Origin of the sequence: Paenibacillus glycanilyticus (genome assembly GCF_030161375.1) — a bacterium.
Taxonomy (GTDB): domain Bacteria; phylum Bacillota; class Bacilli; order Paenibacillales; family Paenibacillaceae; genus Pristimantibacillus; species Pristimantibacillus glycanilyticus_B.
The window spans coordinates 274,938-301,712 of record NZ_BSSQ01000001.1 but is presented as its reverse complement, the minus strand read 5'-3'; the positions used below and the strand labels follow the sequence as shown (position 1 = coordinate 301,712).

At 49.4% G+C, this 26,775-nt stretch carries 22 protein-coding genes and 2 riboswitches; of the genes, 16 read left to right on the top strand and 6 right to left on the bottom strand.

Annotated elements, in window-relative coordinates; all coding sequences use genetic code 11:
* Window positions 1–412 precede the first annotated feature (412 nt).
* Window positions 413–2,005 carry a CPBP family intramembrane glutamic endopeptidase gene (locus tag QQK89_RS01110; RefSeq protein ID WP_284236564.1) on the bottom strand — a complete coding sequence of 531 codons (1,593 nt, stop codon included), beginning with the start codon at window positions 2,003–2,005 and terminating at the stop codon, window positions 413–415.
* A gap of 265 nt (window positions 2,006–2,270) precedes the next feature.
* A riboswitch (cyclic di-AMP (ydaO/yuaA leader) is annotated at window positions 2,271–2,429 on the top strand.
* A 74-nt stretch (window positions 2,430–2,503) separates the two neighbouring features.
* On the opposite strand from QQK89_RS01110, the gene QQK89_RS01105 reads away from it, so the two are divergent.
* A complete protein-coding gene (locus QQK89_RS01105) occupies window positions 2,504–3,844 on the top strand; it encodes a TrkH family potassium uptake protein (RefSeq protein ID WP_284236563.1) in 1,341 nt (446 codons plus the stop codon).
* Between the two features lie 17 nt (window positions 3,845–3,861).
* The gene (locus tag QQK89_RS01100; RefSeq protein ID WP_284236562.1) at window positions 3,862–4,524 is read left to right on the top strand and encodes a potassium channel family protein; all 663 of its coding nucleotides are present in this window, start codon (window positions 3,862–3,864) and stop codon (window positions 4,522–4,524) included.
* A gap of 353 nt (window positions 4,525–4,877) precedes the next feature.
* Here QQK89_RS01100 and QQK89_RS01095 read toward each other — a convergent pair whose 3' ends face one another.
* Window positions 4,878–5,756, bottom strand: a complete 879-nt coding sequence (locus QQK89_RS01095; RefSeq protein WP_284236561.1) for a LysR family transcriptional regulator — start codon at window positions 5,754–5,756, stop codon at window positions 4,878–4,880.
* A 274-nt stretch (window positions 5,757–6,030) separates the two neighbouring features.
* Between QQK89_RS01095 and QQK89_RS01090 the strand changes: the two genes are divergently transcribed.
* Genes QQK89_RS01090 through sdhB form a run of 3 tightly spaced genes read left to right on the top strand, consistent with a single transcriptional unit; the run spans window position 6,031 to window position 9,250 of the window.
* On the top strand, window positions 6,031–6,702 hold the full coding sequence (locus tag QQK89_RS01090; RefSeq protein WP_284236560.1) for a succinate dehydrogenase cytochrome b558 subunit: 672 nt from the start codon (window positions 6,031–6,033) through the stop codon (window positions 6,700–6,702).
* 28 nt (window positions 6,703–6,730) lie between these two features.
* Window positions 6,731–8,488, top strand: a complete 1,758-nt coding sequence (sdhA, locus tag QQK89_RS01085) for a succinate dehydrogenase flavoprotein subunit (protein ID WP_284236559.1) — start codon at window positions 6,731–6,733, stop codon at window positions 8,486–8,488.
* 3 nt (window positions 8,489–8,491) lie between these two features.
* Window positions 8,492–9,250 (top strand): succinate dehydrogenase iron-sulfur subunit, encoded by a 759-nt coding sequence (sdhB, locus tag QQK89_RS01080; RefSeq protein WP_284236558.1) that lies wholly within the window; start codon window positions 8,492–8,494, stop codon window positions 9,248–9,250.
* Between the two features lie 193 nt (window positions 9,251–9,443).
* Here sdhB and QQK89_RS01075 read toward each other — a convergent pair whose 3' ends face one another.
* Complete coding sequence (locus QQK89_RS01075; protein WP_284236557.1) at window positions 9,444–9,752, bottom strand: winged helix-turn-helix transcriptional regulator; 309 nt, start codon at window positions 9,750–9,752, stop codon at window positions 9,444–9,446.
* Between the two features lie 195 nt (window positions 9,753–9,947).
* Between QQK89_RS01075 and QQK89_RS01070 the strand changes: the two genes are divergently transcribed.
* The gene (locus tag QQK89_RS01070) at window positions 9,948–10,346 is read left to right on the top strand and encodes a DoxX family protein (RefSeq protein ID WP_284236554.1); all 399 of its coding nucleotides are present in this window, start codon (window positions 9,948–9,950) and stop codon (window positions 10,344–10,346) included.
* 183 nt (window positions 10,347–10,529) lie between these two features.
* On the opposite strand, the gene QQK89_RS01065 is transcribed toward QQK89_RS01070, so the two are convergent.
* Complete coding sequence (locus QQK89_RS01065) at window positions 10,530–11,339, bottom strand: histidinol-phosphatase (RefSeq protein WP_284236933.1); 810 nt, start codon at window positions 11,337–11,339, stop codon at window positions 10,530–10,532.
* Window positions 11,340–11,455: 116 nt separating this feature from the next.
* The gene (locus tag QQK89_RS01060) at window positions 11,456–12,361 is read right to left on the bottom strand and encodes a LysR family transcriptional regulator (protein WP_284236553.1); all 906 of its coding nucleotides are present in this window, start codon (window positions 12,359–12,361) and stop codon (window positions 11,456–11,458) included.
* Window positions 12,362–12,546: 185 nt separating this feature from the next.
* On the opposite strand from QQK89_RS01060, the gene QQK89_RS01055 reads away from it, so the two are divergent.
* On the top strand, window positions 12,547–13,821 hold the full coding sequence (locus QQK89_RS01055) for an MFS transporter (RefSeq protein ID WP_284236932.1): 1,275 nt from the start codon (window positions 12,547–12,549) through the stop codon (window positions 13,819–13,821).
* A gap of 69 nt (window positions 13,822–13,890) precedes the next feature.
* Window positions 13,891–14,823 carry a cysteine synthase A gene (gene cysK, locus QQK89_RS01050; RefSeq protein ID WP_284236552.1) on the top strand — a complete coding sequence of 311 codons (933 nt, stop codon included), beginning with the start codon at window positions 13,891–13,893 and terminating at the stop codon, window positions 14,821–14,823.
* 395 nt (window positions 14,824–15,218) lie between these two features.
* On the opposite strand, the gene corA is transcribed toward cysK, so the two are convergent.
* Window positions 15,219–16,154, bottom strand: a complete 936-nt coding sequence (gene corA / locus QQK89_RS01045) for a magnesium/cobalt transporter CorA (RefSeq protein WP_284236551.1) — start codon at window positions 16,152–16,154, stop codon at window positions 15,219–15,221.
* 363 nt (window positions 16,155–16,517) lie between these two features.
* A riboswitch (SAM riboswitch) is annotated at window positions 16,518–16,620 on the top strand.
* 104 nt (window positions 16,621–16,724) lie between these two features.
* Between corA and metA the strand changes: the two genes are divergently transcribed.
* The 8 genes from metA to QQK89_RS01005 all read left to right on the top strand — a co-directional run bounded on the left by metA (window position 16,725) and on the right by QQK89_RS01005 (window position 26,734).
* Window positions 16,725–17,642, top strand: a complete 918-nt coding sequence (gene metA, locus QQK89_RS01040; protein ID WP_284236550.1) for a homoserine O-acetyltransferase MetA — start codon at window positions 16,725–16,727, stop codon at window positions 17,640–17,642.
* A 47-nt stretch (window positions 17,643–17,689) separates the two neighbouring features.
* Window positions 17,690–18,850, top strand: a complete 1,161-nt coding sequence (locus QQK89_RS01035; RefSeq protein WP_284236548.1) for an aminotransferase class I/II-fold pyridoxal phosphate-dependent enzyme — start codon at window positions 17,690–17,692, stop codon at window positions 18,848–18,850.
* 5 nt (window positions 18,851–18,855) lie between these two features.
* Complete coding sequence (locus tag QQK89_RS01030; protein WP_284236546.1) at window positions 18,856–20,028, top strand: aminotransferase class I/II-fold pyridoxal phosphate-dependent enzyme; 1,173 nt, start codon at window positions 18,856–18,858, stop codon at window positions 20,026–20,028.
* A 153-nt stretch (window positions 20,029–20,181) separates the two neighbouring features.
* Complete coding sequence (mqnC, locus tag QQK89_RS01025; protein ID WP_284236545.1) at window positions 20,182–21,321, top strand: cyclic dehypoxanthinyl futalosine synthase; 1,140 nt, start codon at window positions 20,182–20,184, stop codon at window positions 21,319–21,321.
* Window positions 21,322–21,454: 133 nt separating this feature from the next.
* A complete protein-coding gene (locus tag QQK89_RS01020; RefSeq protein WP_284236543.1) occupies window positions 21,455–22,477 on the top strand; it encodes an FkbM family methyltransferase in 1,023 nt (340 codons plus the stop codon).
* 393 nt (window positions 22,478–22,870) lie between these two features.
* The gene (locus QQK89_RS01015) at window positions 22,871–23,818 is read left to right on the top strand and encodes a putative sporulation protein YtxC (protein ID WP_284236542.1); all 948 of its coding nucleotides are present in this window, start codon (window positions 22,871–22,873) and stop codon (window positions 23,816–23,818) included.
* A 365-nt stretch (window positions 23,819–24,183) separates the two neighbouring features.
* On the top strand, window positions 24,184–26,121 hold the full coding sequence (gene thrS / locus QQK89_RS01010; protein ID WP_284236541.1) for a threonine--tRNA ligase: 1,938 nt from the start codon (window positions 24,184–24,186) through the stop codon (window positions 26,119–26,121).
* A 61-nt stretch (window positions 26,122–26,182) separates the two neighbouring features.
* Window positions 26,183–26,734, top strand: coding sequence for a 3D domain-containing protein (locus QQK89_RS01005; protein ID WP_284236540.1), 552 nt, complete (start codon window positions 26,183–26,185; stop codon window positions 26,732–26,734).
* Window positions 26,735–26,775 lie beyond the last annotated feature (41 nt).

The following is a 26,775-nucleotide window of genomic DNA, read 5'->3' as shown; positions in this document are numbered from 1 at the left end:
TCGCCATTGCTCAGGGATTCCCTTTAATCAACGAGGTAAGGTAGGAATCCCTGAGCAAAAGCGACCGCTTCAAAGCTTTCTGAAAGAAAGCTACTTCGTAAGCATAAACTTCGCTTCTCCAGAATCATTTAATGCTCCGTCTGCCTGTAATCTGTTCAACATGGATCAACTGTCCTTGCCAATGGACTTGCAAGAAGATATTCCCGAAAATTATCTCGTACGCGTCATCAACGATGCGGTCAATCGCTTAGATATGAACTGAAGAAAGCAGCAAGAACAAAAATAGTGCTGCAAGGGTAACCCTCTGCAGCACTACTTTCATAAAAATCACTTTTTTTTTACTAATGCGAGCCGTCTTTAAAGTGAGCGATCACCTTTGAGACAGCCCCCTTAGCTTACAAATGCAAATCGGTCAGGCAGGCATATGCCGCCTGTTGTGCCAAACCTTGATAACCCATGCCACAATAATAGGCAATACGGCATAGATGAGCGCGGCAGTTAGATTAACGGCTCCTCCAACGCTAACGAGATCGAGGCCCATTAACAGGCTGTCTAATATCGCATGCGTAAACACGGCCGTAATAAATCCGTAGCGGAGGAAAATAAGACAAAACACGGTGCCCAGAATAACAAGCTCAACGATCCGCGTATAGAACGGAAAGATTGGGTAGCTGACATGGCCAAGCGCCCACATGATCGTTGGAATAAGCGTGGCAATAAACGTGTTTTTGAACCATTTCTTAAACAAAGCAATGCCGAACAGCCGGAAAATCGCTTCTTCCGAAATCGCAGCGCACCAGGCCATCATCGGCATGATCCATAAGATGGTTGTGTTGTAGGAAGATTGAGTCGCATCGCTCGTTGCCCATGACCCGGCCGTAAACTCCATAACCATCATAATGATGGACTGGCATCCCAAGATGATTGCGGCAAAGAGATAGGATAACCAGACGCTGCGCCACACATGATCGCCATATCCGCGTTCGCGGAAGCCTGGCCACAATGGACGTTTCTGCGAGCGCCACATCCCGTCGCCGGCAACTAGCGCGAAATAAACAGCTAGACCGACCGGAATCAGCAGCACGATAGTAACCATAATCGTAGCGTTCATCTCGGCGTCCGACCGGCTTTGCTCGCCAAAGCTGGCGAAGATGCCGTCAAGGACGTTCAAGTTGTTGTAAATGTAGAAAATGATAAACACCAGACTGATAAATACCCCGCGTTTAAAAGTGGTATGCCTGCGGTACAAAATCGCATAGATGAGCGATAATACAAGGGAGATGAAACACATGTATGCTAGGCTAACCACGGATAGGACGCTGCCGATATCTTTTTGTCCATCTACATAGGTTATGTATTCCGAAGGTGCTTTGAAAGCGGGCTTGTATCTGGTGATGACCGCTTTATTGTCAATGAAGCCAACTCCGATAACCAGCTCTAGAGAAGAATCTCCAAGCGAATAGCCGGTTGGATGCATGACGGCATCTCCGTCATCATTCAGGTACGTCTGATCCAACTGTTCAGAAGTGAATCCTTTGGACAAAGCGAATTTCTTCGCGGATGATTGAACCAGCCGATCGTTATCGGCAGCCTCCGCGCCAAACCAATGCCAGCCGGTAACGCTTCCGTTTGTCATATGAATATAGACGTAAGCCTGGCTGCCATCCTCCAAATCAAGATTGACCTGGAACGTATCCGTTGGAAACTTCGCATCATATTTCTGTTCAAATTGGTCTAATAAATCTTCTTTGGAGAAATAGCCGTTTGCCAAGCTATCGGTCTGATAGATCGTATGTGAAGATATCGCATCGACGCCAAATTGCTGCTTAGCGAACTTTTCCGCTGTTTGCGCGGCTTCGCTTTTACTAATGACTTTATGCGTTGTTTCGGAGAACAATTGGTCTCCCGCCGTCGGGCCTAGCTGCGTGAAAATAAAAATAATGGCTCCTGCAATGGCAGCCCACAAGAATCGTTTCCATTCATGAGGGGTGATGGAAGGGATCATACAAAACCTCCATTTCGTTTTTGAGTCGATACGTAACTATTGTAACCATACCATTATTGAACGGGTTTATCCAATGCGTCTGCTGCAAGCAATACGGGTGAAATATGAGAATGCGAACGGAAAGCCGCGAAATAGGGACGTGCAGCCAGCAAGGGACCGCTTGTAGCGGACGATTGACTGAATTTGAACGAATTCCGCTTAATTATCGCTCGTGTTCATTTGATCATATTCATTATTAAAGCGTATAATCTTTAACGTTATAGGAATCGAATAGGAGCCGAATTTCGTAATGAAAACGGGGGAACCAAATCGCTGGCATAAAGCCGGCATGGGGTGAATTTTAAGCAATTGCTTTGCTTGAATAGGGCTGCCTTTCCAGGCCCGAATCCGTCAGCTAACCTCGTAGGCTGCGTGGAACAGGACTCATCTGGCATTGGGGGTTCCCGTGCTTTTTTTTATGCCCAAAAACAGATGTGCCTTATATAAAGGAGAGAATGCATGCCTAATTACATTAATATATTAAAATGGCCGCCCCCGCGAATTCTTGTTTTCGGATTTGCTCTTATTATCGTGCTTGGAGGTTTTCTGCTAACTTTACCGATTGCCTCCAATGACGGCTCGCGTCTTTCGTTTATCGACGCGCTATTCACGGCGACATCGGCAACTTGCGTTACGGGGTTGATCGTAGTGGATACGGGTACATATTTCTCCGTGTTCGGCAAAGTTATTATCATGGCTTTAATCCAGATAGGCGGATTAGGCTTTATGACGATGGCCACGTTGATTGCGCTTATGCTTCGCAAGCGAATCTCGCTGAAGGAACGGCTGATCTTACAAGAAGCGATGAATCAGTCGAGCATGGAAGGGATCGTTCGGTTAATCCGCAAGGTAATTCTCTACTCCCTTTCGATTGAGTTGGCAGGGGCGATCTTGTATACTCTCCGGTTTTCGTTTGATATGCCATTCCGGAGGGCGGTTTGGTTCGGGATATTCCATGCCATTTCCTTTTTTAATAATGCCGGATTTGATTTATTCGGCCATTTCCGCAGTTTTACGATGTATGTGGGCGACCCGCTCGTCAATATCGTATCCATGCTGCTCATTATTTTAGGCGGTCTTGGTTTTATTGTAATGGCAGATTTGCTGGAATTCAGGAAAAATAAACGGCTATCGCTCCATAGCAAGGTTGTATTATCGATGACAGGCATTCTAATTGCCGTTGGGGCAATTGTTATTTTTATTTTTGAATTCACGAATAGCAAAACGCTTGGATCTTTGGATTGGGGCAGTAAAATTTGGGCTTCGTTCTTCCAGTCCGTTACGCCGAGGACGGCGGGAGCCAATACGCTGGATTACTCGCAGATGAGGCAGGCAACCGTGTTTTTCACGATTATCCTGATGTTTATCGGCGCATCTCCGGGCTCAACGGGCGGAGGTATTAAGACGACAACGTTTACTACGATGATTGGCGCGGTAATAGCGATGATTCGCGGCCGCGAAGATATCGTATTGTTTAAATACCGTTTGGGCAAAGACCGGATTTTCAAGGCGCTTACGATTACGATGTTGTCGCTTGCTCTGGTCATATTCGTCACTATGATCTTGTCCACAACGGAGGATCAGCAATTCCTGAGAATATTATTTGAGACAACATCGGCATTTGGCACCGTGGGCTTATCGACTGGCATTACGCCGGAGCTGTCTCATGTCGGGAAAATCGTTATTATTTTAACCATGTTCGCAGGCAGGTTAGGTCCGCTTACGCTTGCATATGCGCTTGGACCAAAAACAGAGAAAGAGCTGTACCGGTATCCGGAAGGCAAAATTACGATTGGATAGGGGAATAGAAAGCAAGAATGAAAAACAATCAATTTGTGATCGTAGGCTTAGGTCGATTTGGCTCCAGTCTGGGGAGAGAGCTTATTAAGCTGGGTTATGAGGTGCTTGGCATCGACCGGGACGAGGAAGCTGTCCAAGAGATGAGCAATGTGCTGACTTATACGGTATCAGCGGATTGTACGGATGAAGAAGCGCTGCGGTCACTGGGCGTTCGGAATTTCGACTGCGGAGTCGTGGCGATAGGCGATGATATTCAAGCCAGCATTCTGACGACCATTCTATTGAAGGATCTAGGCGTGAAGCGGGTTGTTGCCAAAGCCATGAGCGAACTGCACGGACGGGTGCTGGAGAAAATCGGAGTGGACCGCGTTGTGTATCCGGAGCGGGACATGGGCATAAGGGTAGCCCATCAGCTTGTCTCTCCGAACTTGCTCGATTATATCGAGCTGTCGAAGGAATACACAATCGCCGAACTATCGGTTCCGAATTGTTTGAACGGCAAGTCGCTTCATGATTTGAACTTGCGAGCTCGGTTCGGCTGCAGCATCGTCGCCATTAACAAGCCTAATGGTATTATAATTGCTCCTACGGCGGCAGATGTGGTAACGGAACGGGACGTTATGGTGGTAATCGGGACAAACGACCAAATTGAACAGTTTGAAGAAACTATAATCAGGTGATGATAAGGACAGTGGGCGCCGTTAGCGTTCAATGTCCTTTTTTTGTGTGGCTGGCGCTGGGCGAGGTGGGGAATGGATGGGGCGGGAGGGCTCGGTGGGACGGGGTATCTCTTCCGGTCGCTGTTGTCATTCCTTTGCTCTGAATGGAGTTTACATAGTTGTAGCAAAGGAAGTGACAAAGGCGAGCGCTCCGCTCCTCCAGAGATACCCCTTACCCATCTCGCACCGCACCCATCCATTCCCATTCCCCCTAGCGAGGGAATGAAAAAGGACAGTGAAGCGCTAAAAGGCGCACTCACTGTCCTCCCGCAAGCGGGGGGACAAGGGCGAAAAGCGAAAAAGCGAAGAGCGCATTACTGGCCAAGCTCCGCTATCCAACGCCGAACAGCCGGATGAAGATCGGAAGGGTCGTTATGGATGAGGCAAGTCGTGCGCTTCGTTTCTTCCAGCTCGCGGATCGGGACGACGACCAGCTCGTTGTCGGCAAGAAGCTGCTTGCGCATATAGGAATGCGGAAGAAGGGTTGCCGCGCGGCAAGTATGAAGAAGACGGACGATCGCCTCGAAGGAATCGATCTCCATGCGTACATCCGGCTGCAGATGATGTTTGGCGAATACTTCGTCCGTCAGCTTGCGGTACCAGGTTCCTTTGGAGAATAAGATCATCGGCAGTCCGTTTACATCTTCTATAGAAAGAGCGTGTTGATTCGTAACGGCTACGCTTGTCGGAATGACAAGGAGCAGATGGTCGTCAAAGAGCGGAACGCAATGCAGCTGGGAGTCTTCAATCGTTGAAGCAATAATGGCAATATCCACTTTGTTGTCGCGGACAAGCGAGACGATTTCATGGGTTTTACCGGTGACGGCTTTAATATCAAACTCCGGGTGGCTGGCATTTAACGTTTTGATGAAATCCGGCAAAGTGGTTTGGAGCGTGGTAAGGCTGGCCCCAATCGTCAGCGACGTTCTTCCTGCGGCGGTATATTCAGCAACGGAATCCATGTAGCGCCGGTGCAGCTTGCGCAAGTTGACGGCATACTCGTAGGTCAGCTGGCCAACCCGGGTCAGCTCAAGACGTTTGCCGACTCGCTCGAACAGCTTCGCGCCAATCTCTTCTTCGAGTTTGGCAAGTTTGCGGGATAAAGCCGGTTGGGACAAATTAAGCAAGGCAGCTGCTTTGTTCATGCTCGAATGCTCAACAATGGCAGCAAACATATGAAATTCTTCGATCATTTTGCTCTCTCCGATCGCTTATGTGAAATGGTTATAATAATTTATAATAAATATGCAATTCCATTATAAGCTCAAAAGGAGTAGGATTAAAAGAGTGGTATACACGGAAAGTTCACAATTGAAGAAGTCCCACAAAACGGTCGATAAGTGAAACTTTCGTACCTGGTGTCGACTTTTGTTGACGGACTTAAATGCCGGGGGTACAATGTAGAATGGTTTGTCAACAGTAAAAAATGTCACGGAACGACCACAGTCTGGAAAGGAGAAGTAATTAATGAAAGGAAATTCGTACTACTGGCGCAAGCTTCACTCTCTGCTAGGGGTGATTCCTCTTGGCGGGTTTATCATCGTGCATGCGTTGGCCAATTTTCAGGCGTATGAGCGGGGGCCGGAAGGCTTTACAAGAGCGGTTAGTTTCATTAACGGACTGCCTATCGTAACGCTGCTCGAGATTTTCGGCATCTATCTGCCGATCTTGTTCCACGGGGTTTACGGCTTGTACATGGCTTATCAATCCAACCTCAACTCGGGACGTTTCAAATATGAGCGCAACTGGGCGTTTACATTGCAGCGTATTACAGGGGTTATCACGTTTATCTTCATTATCTGGCATGTGTTCGAGACTCGCGTGCAGGTAGCGCTTGGCAATGTGACGCATGAAGAGCTTGGCTCGACGATGCATGATATTGCAACTAGCCCTGCTTTGTTTATTCTGTATCTCATCGGTATTCTGGCTGCCGTATTCCACTTCAGCAACGGCCTCTGGGCGTTTCTGATCAGCTGGGGCATTACCGTATCCCCGAAATCGCAAAAAGTTTCGGCGAATATTTGCATGGTTATCTTTGTGCTTGTAGCTGCGCTGTTCATTTTGTCCCTCGTAGCTTTCATGGGCGACGAATTCAAAGAAACAGCAAGTGCCGCGTTGGCATGGACCAATATCGGTTAGTAAGTATTTAGACAAGGAGCGAAACGTAATGGCTAAAAATAAAATTATCGTCGTTGGCGGCGGTCTTGCCGGTCTTATGGCAACCGTAAAAGCGGCGGAAGCGGGCGTGCATGTGGATCTGTTCTCCCTCGTGCCGGTGAAACGTTCCCACTCCGTTTGCGCGCAAGGCGGCATTAACGGCGCTGTTAATACGAAAGGTGAAGGCGACTCCCCTTGGGAGCATTTTGACGATACCGTTTATGGCGGCGACTTCCTCGCGAATCAGCCACCGGTAAAAGCAATGTGCGAAGCCGCACCTGGCATCATTCACTTGATGGACCGTATGGGCGTAATGTTCTCCCGTACACCAGAAGGTCTTCTTGACTTCCGCCGTTTCGGGGGCACGCAATATCACCGTACGGCATTTGCAGGCGCTACAACGGGCCAACAGCTGCTATACGCACTGGACGAGCAAGTTCGCCGCTGGGAAGCAGCCGGCCTCGTAACAAAATACGAGCATTGGGAATTCCTTGGTTCCGTTTTGGATGACGAAGGCATTTGCCGCGGTATTGCCGCACAAAGCCTGCGTACGATGGAAGTACATACTTTCGTCGGCGACGCGGTTATTCTTGCATCCGGCGGCCCTGGCATTATTTTCGGTAAAACAACAAACTCCGTTATCAATACGGGTACTGCAGCATCTGCGGTTTACCAGCAAGGCGTTCATTACGCAAACGGCGAGTTCATTCAGATTCACCCGACTGCGATTCCCGGTGACGACAAGCTGCGCCTGATGTCCGAATCCGCACGCGGCGAAGGCGGCCGGATCTGGACTTACAAAGACGGCAAACCTTGGTACTTCCTTGAAGAGAAATACCCTGCGTACGGCAACCTGGTACCGCGCGATATCGCAACCCGCGAAATCTTCAGCGTCTGCGTCGACGACAAGCTTGGCATCAACGGCGAGAACATGGTTTACCTTGACCTGTCGCATAAAGATCCGAAGGAGCTGGACGTTAAGCTCGGCGGCATCATTGAAATTTACGAGAAGTTCATGGGCGACGACCCGCGCAAAATTCCGATGAAAATCTTCCCTGCGGTTCACTATTCGATGGGCGGCATGTGGGTTGACTACAACCAAATGACGAACATTCCTGGTTTGTTTGCGGCAGGCGAATGCGATTATCAATACCACGGCGCAAACCGTCTCGGCGCGAACTCGCTCCTGTCCGCTATCTTTGGCGGCATGGTTGCCGGTCCTAAAGCCGTTGAATATATCAAAGGCCTCAAGAAATCGTCGGATGATATTTCCTCCTCGGTATTCGACCGTGCGAAGAAGCAGCATGAAGACAAATATAATCGAATTCTTGGCATGAACGGCACCGAGAATGCTTACGTAATCCACAAAGAGCTTGGCGAGTGGATGACAAACAACATGACGGTTGTACGCTTCAACGACAAGCTCCAGCAAACGATTGACAAGATCAAAGAGCTGAAGCAACGTTACCAAAACATTAACATCAACGACTCGCTCAAATGGAACAACTCCAGCGTAGCGTTCACGCGTCAGCTGTGGAACATGCTTGAGCTTTCCGAAGCGATGACGCTTGGCGCTTTGCTCCGCGACGAAAGCCGCGGCGCGCATTACAAACCGGACTTCCCGGATCGTAACGACGAGGACTTCCTCAAAACAACAAAAGCAACTTGGACGCCTGAAGGTCCGCAAATCTCTTATGAGGATGTTGATACATCCCTCATCAAACCGCGTAAACGCGACTATACAGCCAACAAGAAGAAAGGAGAATAACCAATGGCTCAAACGACAGCAACAAAAACCGTAAAGTTCGTTATTACCCGTCAAGACGGTCCGGACTCCGCTCCGTATACCGAAGAGTTTGAAATTCCATACCGCGCGAATATGAACGTTATCAGCGGCTTGATGGAAATTCAGCGTAATCCGAAAAAATCGGATGGCGGAAACACAGCTCCGGTATGCTGGGAATCCAACTGTCTCGAGGAAGTTTGCGGCGCTTGTTCGATGGTCATCAACGGCAAGCCTCGTCAGGCGTGCAGCGCTTTGATCGATAAGCTGGAGCAGCCGGTTCGCCTTGAGCCGATGCGCACATTCCCTGTCGTGCGTGACCTTGTTATTAACCGCGAGCGCATGTTCAACGCGCTCAAACGGGTTAAAGCATGGATTCCGATCGACGGTACGTATGATCTGGGCCCTGGCCCTCGTCTTGCCGAAGAGAAGCGCCAGTGGGCGTACGAGCTGTCCAAGTGCATGACTTGCGGCGTTTGTATGGAAGCCTGCCCGAACGTTAATGACCGTAACAGCTTTATCGGTCCGCAAGCGATCTCCCAAGTCCGTCTGTTCAATGTCCACCCTACAGGTGAGATGAACAAAGCGGAACGTCTTGAGACGTTGATGGAAGACGGCGGTATCGAAGGCTGCGGCAACTCGCAAAACTGCGTACGTTCGTGCCCGAAAGGTATTCCTCTTACGACTTCGATTGCTGCAATCAACCGCGATACGACAAAGCAATTGTTCAAAAAATGGCTTGGCTAAGAATGACGCCTCCGCATTGCGGGGGCTCTTTCTTTCTTTGTGTTTGATAATGATAACTATTATCAATATAGTAATGGAGATATCCGCGAAAGTCAACCAACCAAGGTTGCATAACGGCAACGCGCCATTCAATAAAAAAACTGCGCCAATCAGGATAGCGGACTATCCTGATTGGCGCAGCTTCTTTGCTTTCTTACATCCAATGCTCGCCCCAGTTCTGAATCGATTCGATTACAGGCTGGAGCTCATGACCCTTCGGCGTTAATTCATATTCGATTCGAACAGGCATTTCAGGATAGACAGTTCGTTTCACGATGCTCTGACTCTCTAATTCCTTCATCCGATCCGTTAACATTTTGTCACTCATCTCGGGGATTTGCTCTTTAATTTCTTTGAACCGTTTAGGTCCGCCAAGCATGACCCGAATGATAAGCCCTGTCCATTTCTTACCTAGAATGTCGGCCGCAGCTTCATACTTTGGGCACATAGTTGAATAATCCAACGCGATCACCCCTTTTTCTACCTATATTGTAGCATATGTTCTAAGGAAAAGTAAGTTCGTTCCGTAAGCCAAATTTGGGTATTTGCTAATTTTAATATATGTACTTGACTAAAGTAAGTAACGTACATTATGATAAGTGCATCAAAGAGAGCGGCCGCTCAACAAACGAGAGAATAGATAAGGGAGAGGTACATTATGTTAGATACAGGATTGCTGATTATTCGGGTTATTATTGGTTTATTGATGATTGGACATGGCGCACAGAAGTTGTTTGGCTGGTTTGGCGGGTACGGCTTGAAAGGAACGGGCGGTTGGATGGAATCGCTTGGCATGAAACCGGGCGTCCTGATGGCTGCCGGTGCGGGATTGACAGAAGTTGTAGGCGGATTGTTGTTTGGTGCCGGGCTTTGGGTAGAAGTTGGTGCCGCATTGCTGATCATTCCAATGATTATGGCCATTGTGAAGGTTCATGGCGCAAACGGCCTATGGGCTACGCAAAATGGCTTCGAATATAATTTGGTTCTGATTGCCGTTGCGCTTGGCGTTGCTTTCACTGGGGCAGGGGATATCTCAATCGATGCGCTGCTGAAATAAGTTTGAATTTGTTACACAATTGAAATAGTTCTGTTACGGTACAAACATATTAGTGGGCTATTATAATAAACAAGACCCCCTTTTAATATATCAATTTCGGACCTGTGAGCGCACAGGTCCACTTTTTTTGTCCGGATAAGCAGGGATTAAAAAAGGCCGTCTCCCATGAGACAGCCCCGTTAGTTACAATGGAACGATGATTTGCTGGCGTTTACGGTAAAACACCCATTGCGAGAAACCAATTTCCTTCAGACGCTTGCGCACGAGTTCAAAATCATCGCCTACACGGCTTGGCTTATGGGCATCGGAACCAAAGGTGACGTTCACTCCAAAGTGAAGGGCTCTCTCCAGAATATCGTCGGAAGGATACCAGCCGCCAACGTCTTTCGTGCTGCCCGACGTATTAATCTCGATGGCTACGTCGCAATGGGCGATTACGCGGAGCGTATCATCAATGGCTTCGTGAGCCGGAATATCGGAAAAGGCCGGGTAATACCCCTTCATCGCATCGATATGGCCCAGTATGTCAAACATGCCGCTGCGGGCGGATTGCTGAATAAGCTCGTAATAGGAAACTTTGTCGGCAATTTGTTTCTCTTCGTTCAAATCCTTCCAACGGTTGCGGTTAAAGATGCTAACTCCGCCAACCTGATGCACCGATCCGATTAAGTAGTCAAAAGGAACATTCTTATAAGCATCGCGATAGGTCTCCGCATGTCTTGGGAAGAAATCCGACTCCATGCCAAGCAGTACTTCAATGCGGTCTTTATACTTCTCTTTCAAGCGAAGAACCTCGTCTACATAGCTTTGAAAATCGCTGCGGGCCATGGCTATGCCGGGAAAAGGCTGATCCTGCTCGCTTCCGAAATAAGGCGAATGATCGGAAATGCCGATTGCTTGTAGTCCTGCATCTAATGCCGCAACAATATAATCTTCAATCGTGCCGTTCGCGTGGCCGCATCGTTCGTGATGGGTATGCAAGTCAAATTTCATCATGAGTTCCTCCTAAAAAGAATTGCTATTCAAGAAGCCAATACTATTGGGTTCTTGTAGTGATTCTTACTTCGAAAGCATGGGCTTAAAGAATGGCTACCAAGTGATTCTTACGATTACTCGCTGCCGAGAAACGACTGTTCGGGCATACCTTTCAAGTCGCTTAGAAATTGCTGCATCGCTGTATTTAGATATCTGCCGGATTTATAGACGACAGCTACCGGGTGGTAAGGTTCAAGCTCGGCAACTTTGATGATTTTAAGGGAGCCGAGTTTTAATTCATTGGCAATGGACAACTTGGACACTACCGCAATGCCCAGGTTAATCTCCACCATCCGTTTTACTTCCTCACTGCTCGACAGCTCCATAATAATATTCGGCTGGATATTTTTTTTCTTGAAGATCTGATCCAAAAACCGGCGTCCCAAAGTATCGGGAGCAAGCATAATAAAAGGATAATCCTTGAGCATATCTATTGTAGTAGTATGCGCTACCTGGCTTAAAGGATGAGCGGGAGAAGCAACGAGGACAAACGAATCGTAGTACAGAATAGATGAGTCCATATTCGGATTTTTTTCCGAAATGTACGTGATGCCGATGTCGACGGTGCCGTTCTCTACGCTAGCCAGCACTTGTGAGGAAGGCATGGTATGGATCGTTGTTTTGATAAGCGGGTACTGGTCTTGGAAATAAGATAACACCCGGGGCAATATTTGAATGGCCATGGAAGAGGTTGTTCCAAGCACGATATGGCCTTGTGGTACCGCATTCAAATCGGAGAGCTTCTGCTTCAATTCTTCAACAACCGATAGAATTCGCTCAGCGTGCTCCTGAAATACTTTTCCGTGGTCGGTCAAGGTGACGGGCTGATTGCGATCGATGAGAACTGTCTTGAACTCGTCCTCAAGCGTTTTAATTTGAGCAGAGACGGCGGGCTGAGTCAGATTCAGCAGTTCGCCGGCTTTGCGGAAGCTCATCGTCTTCGATATGGTGAGGAGCGTTTCAAGCTGGCTAATATTCAATTCCATTCCCCCTCGAACATGATCACTTTATATTATAAAGCAAATGGATGATTACAGCAAAAAGGAAGGCAAGCTTTAGAAAATCTTAAAGAGGATTAACAGAAGGACTGTCGAACTATTGCTGTGGTTGTCCTATTTTGTAAAAAAATATAAATTTTCTCCTATGCGGACTGGGGGCGTTTGAGCTGGATCAAAAAGCACTGCGCGGCTGGAAATTGTACGATTGGGCAAACTCGGCATTTGCCACAACCATGATGGCGGCCGTTCTGCCAGTATATTATTCGGATGTTGCGGGTATGCATTTGGCCGGTAACCGGGCGGAAACGTATTGGGGCTATACGCAAAGCATAGCGATGCTGCTGGTTGCCGTCCTCTCTCCAATACTTGGGGCTATTGCCGATTATACGGGATCCAAGTTGAAATTTTTATCTGCCTTTATGCTGCTTGGCGTGCTTTCCTGCGTGCTTATGGCGTTTGCGGGCGAAGGGGATTGGCTGCTTGCTTCCGGTCTAATGGTGCTCGGCTCCATCGGCTTCTCGGGAGGCAATACTTTCTACGATGCGATGTTGGCGGATGGCGTTCAGCCCGAGCTTAGGGGACGCATCAGCTCGCAGGGTTATGCTTACGGTTATGCCGGAGGCGGGTTGTTGCTGCTAATTAACGTCATCATGATTCAAGGCTGGGAGATGCTTGGTTTTCCGAGCAAAACCTTTGCTACCCAAATGGTTTTTATTACTGTGGGTATCTGGTGGCTGCTGTTCTCCATTCCTATTCTTCGCTGGGTTAAAGAAACAAAAACGCCAATCGGGCATCAAGGAACCGGAGAAATCGTGCGGGCGGGGTTTGCCCGTATTCGAACAACGTTTTCGGCGATCAAGAAGTATCCCGAATTGCTGAAATATATGGCTTCGTTTTGGTTTTTCAACGACGGGATTAACACGGTTATCGTCATGGCGACTATCTATGGCGCAGGCATTGGGATTGAGACAACGGATCTTATTATCGCCTTGCTTATCACGCAATTTGTAGGATGGCCGTGCACTATTCTGTTCGGCAAGCTCGCTGGCCGCTTCGGGTCAAAGCGCATGCTGTATTATTCTTTGCTGATCTATGTCCTAATTGTGGGTCTTGGTTTCTTTATGACAAGCGCTGCCCATTTCTACGCGCTCGCGATAATGGTCGGCTTTGTGCAGGGAGGCAGTCAGGCCGTCGCTCGTTCCATTTATGCTAATTTGGTGCCTCCTTCGCGGACCGGCGAGTTTTTTGGCTTTCTGGCATTGTCCAGCAAGTTTTCTTCCTTTGCTGGCCCGTTTGTGTTTTCCGTTGTGGGAACGGTCACCGGCTCCAGCCGGGTGGCGATCTTGTCCTTGGTTGCCTTTTTCCTGATCGGAATATTCCTGCTATGGAAAGTCAACTTGGACAAAGGAGCTGATGAAGCACTAGAGGCAAACGTTGATTAAGGATGCATCAGTCGGATCTCGTTAATGCTATAATGTTAGGAGATCCATTATGAAAGGTGCGATTTATCCATGCCAAACATTTATTCCAATTTGACGGAGCTGATCGGCAATACACCATTGCTCGAGCTTACCCATTACAATAAAAGCCAGGAGTCACTTGCCAAAGTTGTTGCCAAGCTGGAGTATTTCAATCCGGCCGGAAGCGTGAAGGACCGGATTGGTTTTGCCATGATCAAGGATGCCGAAGAGAAAGGCAATCTTGTTCCCGGGTCTGTCATCATTGAGCCAACAAGCGGAAATACAGGTATTGCGTTAGCTTTTGCCGCGGCGGCTTTAGGTTATCGTCTCATTATTATTTTGCCGGAATCGTTCAGCGTAGAGCGCCGTAAGCTGCTGGAAGCACTTGGCGCGGAACTGGTTCTCACGCCCTCGTCAGAAGGCATGTCGGGAGCAATCCGGAAGGCGGATGAGATGGCGGCTGAAATTCCCGGTTCCTACATACCGATGCAATTCAGCAATCCCGCTAACCCGGCTGTTCATAAGGCGACCACCGCGGAAGAAATATGGCGCGATACGGACGGCCAGGTCGACATCTTTGTGGCAGGCGTTGGCACGGGCGGAACGATCTCAGGCGTAGGCGAGCGTCTGAAGGAGCTTAATCCGAACATTCAGATTGTGGCTGTAGAGCCGTTCAGCTCCCCGGTATTGTCAGGCGGCGACAGAGGCGCCCATATGATTCAAGGGATTGGCGCAGGTTTTGTACCGGATAACTACCATCCGTCTGTCGTGGACGAAGTCATCACAGTCAAAAACGAAGATGCTTACCGCATATCCCGCCAATTGGCCAGAAGCGAAGGCCTTCTTGTCGGTATCTCCTCCGGCGCCGCTGCATTCGCAGCATCCCAGCTCGCTAAACGCCCGGAAAACAAAGACAAAACAATCATCGTGTTGTTCCCGGACACGGGCGAACGCTACCTGTCATCAGGCTTGTACGACGAATAGTAAAACGAAAAAGACCCTCCGGGGTCTTTTTTGTTCTAGAAGAAGGCCAAGCCGAGGAGGCGAGGGTCTTGTCTTACTGTGGTGCAATTCAGGCTCGTGCGCAGCACCTGAGCCTGCAAGGCGGCCCACCACCAAAGCCGCCTAAGGTGTTTCGGGCGGCGGCATGCTGGCGGGGCGGTCGGGGAGGGGCGCAGGGGTAAGTGAGGGAATCTTCTGGAGGAGCGGAGCGCCCGCCTTTGTCTACACTTTGCAACCTTGGAACATTACGTTCAGGCAAAGTGTAGACAACCGCGGCCGGAAGAAGATCCCTCGCGTCCCCGAAGCATACCGACCCGGGCCGCCCCTCCCCAAAATGACAGCAAAAAGCCGCCCCAACACCAGGGCGGCTCCCACACTTATAACCATTTTTTCTTCCGAAACACAATCAACATCCCTAAACCAAGCACAAGCATAATGCCGAGCAGGAGGATGGAACCTCCGTGCATGTGCATCCCGGGGATAAAATCGAAGTTCATTCCGTAGATCCCGGTAATAAAGGTTAGCGGCATGAAGATCGTCGTCATCGCGGTGAACACGCGCATGATTTCGTTTGCCCGGGCGGAGATGCTTGACTGATAAGCTTCTCGTAAGTTGCCCATGAGCTCTCGGTACGTATCGAAGGACTCGGCGATTTTTACGGCGTTCTCGTAAATGTCGCTGAAGTACTTTTGCAGCTGGTCGTCGATTAATTTCAAATCCCGCTTGTTCAGCGTAGCGATGAGATCTTTTTGAGGTCCGAGCACCTTCTTCAGCCACAAAATTTCACCGCGCAGACCGATGATTTCATTCAGATGCGATTTCTTGGTATTCATTAATATATCTTCTTCCAGCATTTCGATCCGATTGTCGATCCGGTCGCCAACGAAGAAGTAATTGTCGACTACGATGTCGACGAGATGATATAAGAAATAGTCCGGCCGATTAACTTCCTGCTCCCACAAAATGGGCTTCAGCGAGCGCAACTCGTTTAGCTTTTGTTTGGTAATCGTAATAATGTAATGACGGCCTAGAAAAATATTCAGCGCGCGAAGGAAGATTTCCTCATCGTCAAACCGGATACTGTTAATTACAATAAAATATTGGTTTTCATAAATTTCAAGTTTAGGACGCTGTTCCTCTTCGCTTAGGCAGTCTTCGACGGCCAGATCATGCATGCCGAACAAGGGCTGCAAAATCGCAAGGTCTTCCACATCGGCATCAATCCAATAAAAACCTTCCGCTGCGGGAACAAGGGTCTCATTAATGTCTTCAATCGGGGTAAATAACCCGTTGTTTACGTGACGAATTTTCATCCGAGCTTCTCCTCTCTTGTGACAGAGCTGCCGGATGAATGTGCAAAAGAACGGACTTAAAGCGCAAACGCCCGCTTGAGCAACTGTAGATCCGGCAGCCGCCGTATTCGATTGTTGTCAGGCTTAGGTCGATCGCCTTCCATGTCTGTTTGCACTCCTTTATCCTTTATTCTTCTTGAAAAATCGGCTTTTAATCCTTGTCTAGTATACTCCCGCATACACTTTACATTCAAGCGGAAAAATAGGCCGATCTCCCTTTATTTTGGCCCTCTACATCATATGTCGATAACGTCCTTGACGCGAATGGCGGAATCCATTAAAGTTAAGAATAGAATTGGTATTCAACAACCGAATAGAACCACTTTCTTATCAAGAGCAGGCGGAGGGACTAGCCCGATGAAGCCCGGCAACCGGCGTAAGCACGGTGCTAATTCTTGCGGAAACTTTAGTTTCTGAGAGATGAGGGAGGCGAGAGCTCTTTTTTTGACGAGCGTACGACCTTTTCTCACGGCAGAAAGGGTCTTTTTTGCGTTTAGAACGCCGATTATTACAGAAAAGGAGTGAATCGCAATGCCGATTAAAGTACCTGATTCCCTGCCAGCCAAAGAAATTTTGAACAACGAGAACATTTTCGTTATGGATGAAAGCACCGCTTTCCATCAAGACATCCGTCCATTACGGATCGCCATATTGAACCTCATGCCAACCAAAGAAACAACGGAGACGCAGCTTCTTCGCCTGATTGGCAACACGCCTTTGCAAGTCGAGATTGTATTGCTGCATCCGAAGACGCATACTTCCAAAAACACGTCCCACGAGCATCTTGAATCTTTTTATAAAACGTTCGAAGATATTCAGGACCAGTACTATGACGGACTTGTGATTACTGGCGCTCCGGTTGAACATTTGAACTTCGAAGACGTGAATTACTGGGAAGAGCTGAAGGATATTATGGACTGGAGCAGACGTAACGTTACGTCGACCTTCCATATTTGTTGGGCCTCGCAGGCAGGCTTGTACCATCACTTTGGCGTTCCGAAATATGAGCTCGACAATAAGATTTTTGGCGTGTTCCCTCATACGACCGAGAAGCAGAACGTGAATCTGCTGCGCGGCTTTGATGAAATGTTCTTCGTGCCGCAGTCCCGCCATACCGAAGTTCGCCGCGAGGATATCGAGAAAATCGGGGATTTGGATATTCTGTCGGAATCCGAAGAATCCGGTGTATATATTGTAGCTTCGAAAGACGGCAGACAAATTTTTGTGAGCGGCCATTCGGAATACGATCCGCTGTCGCTCAAATACGAATATGACCGAGATAAGGCAAAAGGATTGGATATTGATCTTCCCAAGAACTATTTCCCGGGAGATAATCCGGAAAAACTTCCCTTTTCGACATGGCGCTCCCATGCGAACTTGCTGTTCTCGAACTGGTTGAACTATTATGTATACCAACAAACGCCATATGATTTGGGCGCGGGTATCTAAATAATAAATAAGACATATCTCGAAGACAAAGGAGACGGACGAATCTTATGAAAATTGAAAGCCATCTTGCGCATATCGGTTCCGAAAAGGAGCCAGTAACGGGTGCAATCAGCTTCCCGATCTATCAGGCAACCGCGTTCCGCCATCCTAAGCTTGGCCAAAGCACCGGCTTTGATTATGCCCGTACGAAAAGCCCGACGCGTACCGTTCTGGAAGACGCGGCCGCACAACTCGAATCCGGTGATGCGGGTTTCGCCTGTAGCTCCGGTATGGCCGCTCTGACTACGATCTTCGCCATGTTCAGCCAAGGCGACCATTTGATCGTATCGCTTGATTTGTACGGCGGCACATACCGTTTGCTTGAGCAAATCATGACGCGTTTCGGCGTTACGGCTTCTTACGTGGATACCAACGATATTGACGGCATGTCCGAGTTGCTTCGGCCGACGACAAAAGCCGTTCTGATCGAGACGCCTACCAATCCGCTAATGATGATTACCGACCTGGAGCGGGTATCCGCTTGGGCGAAGTCCAAAGGTCTCCTTACTATCGTAGATAATACTTTGCTTACTCCATTCTTCCAGCGTCCAATTGAGCTGGGCGCGGACATTGTTGTTCACAGCGCGACAAAATATCTTGGCGGCCATAACGATGTGCTTGCCGGTCTTATCGTAACCAAAGGCGAAGAGCTGTCGAAGCAAATGGCATTTCTGCATAATTCGCTTGGCGCGGTCCTTGGACCGCAGGACTCTTGGCTTCTGATGCGCGGCATGAAGACGCTGGCGCTTCGCATGGAACGCCATCAGCTTAATGCAACGGCAATTGCGAATTATTTGATGGAGCATGAGGCGATTGAGGATGTTTATTATCCGGCGCTTCCTCACCATCCGGGCCATGAGGTTCAAAACAGACAATCCTCCGGCAACACGGGCATTTTCTCCTTCCGTCTGAAGGATGCCCGTTATGTCGAACCGATTCTCCGCCACGTTCAGCTAATTGCTTTTGCGGAAAGCTTGGGCGGCGTAGAATCGCTGATGACTTATCCTGCTGTTCAGACGCATGCGGATATTCCTCTGGAAATCCGTCAGAAAATCGGCGTTGACGACAGACTGCTCCGTTTCTCCGTCGGAATCGAGCATGCCGATGATCTCATTGCGGATCTCGAGCAGGCTTTGGCCGCAGCCAAAAGAGAAATCGAGGAGGCTTAAGCGAAATGAGTGACCGCCACAATCCCGAGAAAATTGCAGGACGCCATTTTGCGACAAAGCTGTTGCATTTCGGCGCTGAAATCGATGAACAGACCGGCGCCTCCAGCGCCCCGATCTACCAGGCTTCCACTTTCCATCAAGCGGATATTATGAACCCGCCTCATCACGACTACAGCCGTTCGGGCAATCCGACGCGCGAAGCGCTTGAGAACTATATTGCTTTGCTCGAAGGCGGAACGCGGGGGTTTGCTTTTGCTTCGGGCATGGCCGCGATCTCGACAGCATTTATGCTGTTGTCCGCAGGTGACCACGTAATCGTTACGGAAGACGTATACGGCGGTACATACCGTCTGCTTACAGCCGTTTTGACTCGATTCAATATCGAGACTACTTTTGTGGACATGACGGATTTTGACCAGGTGAAAGATGCGATCAAACCAAACACCAAAGCGGTGTTTATGGAGACGCCTTCGAACCCGACGCTCAAAATTACGGACATCGCGCGCGTTACGGGCTGGGCAAAAGACAACGGCCTCCTTACGATGCTCGACAATACGTTTATGACTCCATACCATCAGCGTCCGTTCGAGCTGGGAGTCGATATTGTGCTGCATAGTGCGACCAAGTTCCTGAGCGGTCATAGCGACGTGTTGGCGGGACTTGCCGTAACGAACGACGAAGCGCTTGGCCGCCGTTTGTACCAGCTTCAGAACGGTCTTGGAGCCGTACTGAGCGCACACGAGAGCTGGCTCCTGATGCGCGGCATGAAGACGTTGCAAGCCCGTATGGAGCACAGCGAACGCAGCGCGCGCAGACTTGCCGAATGGCTCAGCGAGCATCCTGAAGTGACGCAAGTATTCTACCCTGGGCTTGCGGATCATCCGGGCCGCGACATTCACGAGAAGCAATCGAAGGGTTACGGCGCGGTTGTGTCTTTCGACGTAGGAAGCGGAGAGAAAGCAGCGTCTTTGCTCAGCCGCGTTCAACTGCCGCTTGTTGCGGTCAGCTTGGGAGCGGTGGAAAGCATTCTCTCGTATCCTGCCAAAATGTCACATGCCGCTATGCCTAGGGAAGTCCGTTACGAGCGCGGAATTACGGACGGACTTGTCCGCTACTCGGTAGGACTTGAAGCTATTGAGGATCTCATTAATGATCTCGATGCTGCCCTGCGCGGATAATTTGTTCAAATTAAGCGAAAAACACGGCTGACGCATGCGACAAGCCGTGTTTTTTCGTTTTTCCGTAACATACGAAAGATGACGGACAAGAACGAGATATGATAGGATTAATTGATAGCTATTAAGAACGGAAAGATAAGGAGGTCTTGCGAGATGGCTACGTTGGACCAGATTTTGGAGAAGGCATTGCGCGGCGAACGAATTACGTTTGATGAATGCGTAACGCTGCTTGAATCCGATGAGATTGAAAAAATGGGCGAGGTAGCAAATCAGCTTATGCTGAGACGCCATCCTGAACCGATCACGACCTTTGTCGTTGGACGGAACGTCAACTATACAAATATTTGCGATGTTTATTGCCGGTTCTGCGCGTTTTACCGTGCACCGGGTTCGGCTGAGGGTTATGTCCTCTCGAACGAAACGATACTTAACAAGATCCAGGAAACGATGGATGTCGGCGGTACGGAGATTCTGATGCAAGGCGGTACCAACCCGAATCTGCCGTTCTCCTACTACACGGATCTGCTTCGCGAGATCAAGCAGCATTTCCCTGAGATTACGATGCACTCCTTCTCGCCTGCCGAGATTCAGAAGATGAAGGATGTATCGGACGGACTGTCGCTTGACGAAGTGGTTAGACAATTGCATGAGGCCGGTCTGGACTCTCTGCCGGGCGGAGGCGCGGAAATTCTGGATGACCGTACCCGCCGCAAGATCAGCAAGCTGAAAGGTTCTTGGACGGACTGGATGGATGTTATGAAATCCGCCCACCGTCATGGCATGAACACAACGGCGACGATGGTATACGGTTTTGGCGAGACGGCGGAAGAACGCGCGCTTCACCTGCTTCGCATCCGCGACGCGCAAGATGAGTGCGAAGCTAACGGTTATGATTCGAAAGGTTTCTTGGCCTTTATCTGCTGGCCGTTCCAGCCGGACAATACCAATATGAGAAAAGTCGAGAAGTCGAAGCCGGAAGAATATTTGAAGATGGTTGCGGTCAGCCGTATCATGCTGGACAATATCGACAACTTCCAGTCTTCTTGGGTTACGATGGGTCCGGATATCGGCAAGCAGTCGCTTTCTTACGGCTGTAACGACTTCGGAAGCACGATGATCGAAGAGAACGTCGTATCTGCTGCGGGTACAACCCATAAAGTAAACATTGAATCTATTCTTCAGCTTATCCGCGAGTCCGGCAAAATCCCGGCGCAACGCGATACGAAATACAACACGATTAAAATGTACGACGATCACGAGCATGCGGCAAAAGACTTTGTTATGCAGAACTAATACAGCTTGTTATAGCATCCGGCCCAGCATTTATGGGCTTGGATGCTTTTTTATTGTGTAGACCGGCATGAAATGCCTCGGAACTCACATATTCTTTTTCATAATCAAGGCTTGTGGGAAGGAAGGGTTAGCGATGGATCAGCAGAAACTGATTGAAGCCATCAAGCAAATGGAGTTGCGGCTTCACCGCGATGATATCCATATAAGAGAAGATATAACGGCTCCGATCCTTGATGCCGCATTGGACGAGGATACGATTATGCGCAAAGAAATTTCCGGTGGCTTGGTATTCGATTTCTATTACCGGACCAAGATCGCACGTGACTTTCTGCTCGCCACGCCGGACTGTCCCGATCATGTATGGGAACCACAGACGACCAAGCTGCTTAAAATGTTGTCCAGGCAAGCTAGGCATGTATTGATTGGCGGTGCTTATTTCGGTGATCAGGCGCTTATTGTGGCGAAGGAAATACTGCCGGCAGGCGGTATCGTGCATTGCTTTGAGCCTAACAAGGCTCAATTCCGGATGCTGCAGCATAATGCCGAGTTGAACGGGCTTGGTAACGTACGGGCTTCACGGCTTGGGTTGTGGAACAATGACGAAGGGACAATGAGACTGATCGGAAATGATTCCTTCGCGCATGCTGAATTGATTACTGACGCTGACGCAGAACCGGATGATCCGACTCTCTTTCAGACCATTTCCATTGACAGCTACGTGAGAAAACAAGGGATACCGCCGCTAGATCTGATCTTGCTTGATATCGAGGGGCTGGAGTATGCCGCCTTGCAGGGAGCTGCAAGCCAGTTGGATCTGCCGGCGGATGAAGCGCCGAATATCATTTTTGAGGTTCACCGCAATTACGTCGATTGGAGCAACGGGCTTGAGCATAGCGACATTATTCAATATCTGAAGTCTTTTGGTTACCATATATTTGCCCTGCGCGATTACAATACCAACATCGATATGACGGGCAAACCGGTGGAGATCATTCCTCCGGAACGTTGCTACTTGGATGGCCCTCCTCATGGGTTCAATATGATCGCGGTCAAAGATCTCTCTATCCTGAACGACCCTCAGATCAAAATGTGCTACGATGTCAGCCCCAAGCTGCTGACCCACAAAAAAAATTATCTCCACCAACCAACCGAGTAATCTTCGCTCGCTCTCCTTGTGTTCTCTCTCTGCCGAGTAATTGTAACCACTTGAAGTTTTGCGCTGCCGAGGCAACCGGGCAGCACAAGAACGCCTCCCCAAACGAAGGAGCGGGGGAGAGTTTCTTGGCTTTTGCAACTCTCTGGTGTGAGCGGAGCGAAAGTAACGTACTGGAGAAGCGGAGCGTTCGCCTTTGTTCCCGGAATTCAACCGCCGCGCGGTTTAATTCAAAGAATTCCGGGAACAACAGCGATCGGAAGGACGTTACTTTTGCGCAGCGACCATCACGCGGAGAGGAACTTCGCTGTAAAGCCAATCACTCCCACTCACTCCTTTCGTATATACCCAACCCCCCAGCCATATACTTATAAGGGGAATGAAAGGGGTGAGCTCATGGAGCTGTTTACCGTAACGCTACCTTCGAACATGGAGCAATCGGCTGCCCAACTAGCGGCGTTGATGGCGGAATGCACAAACAATGGTCTACATATCGCACACATCGAAGGAGATGCCGTACAATACGCGCTACAATCCGAAAAGGAGATTAGCTGCCAAGCAATCCTGCCGTATTTTCAACTGGCCGACCATAGCCAATCGGTGTACCAAGCGGCTTCCAAAGCCCTTGCCGAATTCATCGTAACCGATATGGAACCGCTCATTCTGGCAGCCATTATTCGGAGAAAATACAGGAATAACCACGCAATCGATGCACCTGTGATCGAGAAATATTGCCACGAGCTGCTGCACGGAACCGAATGGGATGGCCTTGGAACGAGATTTCTGGATGCGGACCGGCAGCGCCGCAAAACGAAAGTTGCCGATGAGATTGAACGGTATTTGCAGGAAAATTCGGTATTGAATCTGGAAGGCTTAACTTCGTTCCGGCTACAGCCTTACCGTACGGAATTAGCGGAGATCGTGGATTACGCGTTAGACGAATATGTGCTTGATAAGCAATACCAGGAGTTTATTTCGCTTCTGAAATATTTTGTCGGCTTGCAGGAATCCAAGGTGCCGATAGTCCATCTTGTGCACAAGGGAAGCCATGAGTTTGTCCTGTACAATGAGAAATTTCAGCTTTTTGAACCGAAGCCCCATTCGGACAAGTTAGTGGCCGAGATGCTGGAGACCGAAATGAATATTGAAGATATGGTCATCAGCTCGCTTATAGCGGTATCGCCAAAGCATATTATGATTCATACAAGGCAGGAGGATATGCAGGTCATTCGGACGATCGAGACGATTTTTGACAACCGCGTATCTCTTTGTACGCAATGCCCTTCCTGTAATCCATGCTTTGATAGCAATAGCTCCGTTCAGCCGGATAGCCGTATCTATTGACCAATAGAGACAAAGGGGCTATAATGTTGCACATACGATTTAAACAGCAATGACAAAGACATGTATTCGCCGTAAATGCCGGCCCAGAGAGAGGAAACCTGGCTGTAATTTCCTTCGTGGCATTAGCAAATATACCCCTTTGTAGCTGTGCGGTTGAACGTGACTCCGGTCATTATTAAGCTGCACCGGATGTCTCCGTTATCAGATCATTACAAGGATTGCTTAAGTTGACTAGATATCCAGTCGGCGGAAGGTGATCGAAGTAGGGTGGAACCACGGGTATTCAAGCACTCGTCCCTTTGCGGGATGCGTGCTTTTTTTGCGTTCATCCCGCCTGCTATGCCAACATTTCAGGAGGGAAAACAATGTCTATCAAGGTTACTTTTCCAGACGGCGCGATTCGGGAGTATGCGGCTGGGACAACAATTGAGGAAGTAGCGGGTTCCATCAGCCCGGGTCTTCGCAAAAATGCGATTGCCGGTAAAATCAACGGTAAAGTGGTTGACGTATACGCGCCAATCGAGGCGGATTCGTCTATCGAGATCGTGACAGTAGAATCGGCTGACGGTCTGGAGGTTTACCGCCACAGTACTGCGCATCTAATGGCTCAAGCGATCAAACGCTTGTATGGCAATGCAAACGTGAAGCTGGGTATCGGTCCGGTTATCGAGGACGGCTTCTATTATGATATCGATATGGATCAGTCTCTGACTCCGGAAGACTTGACTAAGATCGAGAAAGAAATGCAGCGTATCATCAGCGAAAACCTCGACATTCGCCGCCGCGAAGTGAGCCGCGAAGAGGCGCTTGCTACATTTACTGAGCTTGACGATAACCTGAAGCTTGAGCTGATCCGCGATCTGCCTGAGGACTCGGTTATTACGATGTATGACCAAGGCGAGTTTTTCGACCTTTGCCGCGGACCGCATTTGCCGTCCACTGGCCGTATCAAAGCGTTCAAGCTGCTTAGCGTGGCTGGTGCTTATTGGCGTGGCGATTCGAAGAATAAGATGCTGCAGCGTATTTACGGTACGGCCTTCGCGAAGAAAGCGGAGCTGGATGAGCATCTGCACTTCCTGGAAGAAGCGAAAAAACGCGATCACCGCAAATTGGGTAAAGAGCTGAAAATGTTCACGTTCTCCCGCGAGGTTGGCCAAGGCTTGCCGCTGTGGCTGCCAAACGGCGCGAAAGTTCGCCGTACGCTCGAGCGTTATATCGTCGACATGGAAGAACGTCTCGGCTACGAGCATGTGTATACACCGGTGTTGGCTAACGTTGAACTGTACAAAATCTCCGGGCACTGGGAGCACTACAGCGAAGATATGTTCCCGCTGATGGCGCTCGACAACGAAGAACTTGTGCTTCGTCCAATGAACTGCCCGCATCACATGATGGTGTACAAGAGCGATATGAGAAGCTACCGCGATCTCCCGGTCCGTATTGCGGAGATGGGTACTATGCACCGCTATGAAATGTCCGGCGCTTTGACTGGCCTTCACCGCGTGCGTGCCATGACGCTAAATGACGCGCATATCTTCTGCCGTCCGGATCAGATCAAGGAAGAGTTCGCGCGCGTTGTGAACTTGATCCGCAAAGTATATGAAGACTTCGGAATCAAGGAATACCGCTTCCGCTTGTCGTACCGCGATCCGCAAGATACAGAGAAGTACTTCCAGAACGACGAGATGTGGGAAATGTCGCAACGCATGTTGCGCGAGGTTGTTGAAGAGCTTGAGTTGCCATTCTTTGAGGCGGAAGGCGAAGCGGCGTTCTACGGTCCTAAGCTTGACGTTCAAATCAAAACAGCGCTTGGCAAAGAAGAGACTTTGTCGACTGCGCAGCTCGACTTCCTGCTCCCTGATCGTTTCGAATTGGAATACATCGGCGAAGACGGCAAGAAACATCGTCCGGTCGTTATCCACCGCGGTATTATCAGCACAATGGAACGGATGACTGCTTTCCTGCTCGAGAACTTCGCAGGCGCGCTTCCGCTCTGGCTGTCGCCGGTACAAGCGAAAGTAATCCCGGTATCGACTGCTTACGAGGGTTATGCTCGTGAAGTGGAAGAGAAGCTTCAACTCGCCGGTATCCGCGTAGAGAGCGATCTTCGCAACGAGAAGCTTGGCTACAAGATCCGCGAAGCACAGCTTGAGAAGTTGCCATATATGCTGGTTGTAGGCGAGAACGAGGCACAATCGGGTTCCGTATCCGTGCGCAAGCGCGGCGAGGGAGATATTGGCGCTAAGCCGGTAGAAGAGCTGGTTGCCTTGCTTCAACAAGAGATTGCGTCCAAAACAATCTAACCGTTCGAGAATAAAGCTTGGACCGTTTGGGAAATATTCTTCTGAGGAGGAAGCTGCCCAAATGGTCACAAGCTTTTTTACTTGTAAAAAAACAATCTCGTGTTTTGCAATTGCTGCGCTGCTAGCGGGAGGAACGACAGCTCCAAGCTTGGCGGCGGCGCCTAAAGAAAAGCCGGCAGCGGTAGAAGCTATCGCTCAGCAAACGTTGTCGACCGTAGAGGTCGTAGCGACCGGCTACACAGCCGGATATGAATCAACCGGCAAACGCCCGGGGCATCCGCAGTACGGAATTACCTACTCGGGGGTAAAAGTCAGGAGGGGGCAAGTATCGACCGTAGCGGCTGATACGAAGCTGTTCCCGATCGGAACCCTTCTCTACATTCCGGGTTATGGATACGGAGTAGTGGCGGATACGGGTTCGGCCATTAAAGGCCATAAACTCGATTTGTACTTTGAGACGATAAAAGACGTATATAAGCAGTGGGGTAAGCGAACCGTTGAAGTTCAGGTGCTTCGCAAGGGGAGCGGCAAGCTTTCGCAAACGTGGTTGAACCAGATTAATCGCGCCGTGGAAGCGGGTAAACCAATCCCTCAGACCTATCTGGAATCGTAGCTTGAAACTGAATAATAAGCCTTCCCTCAGCCATACTAATG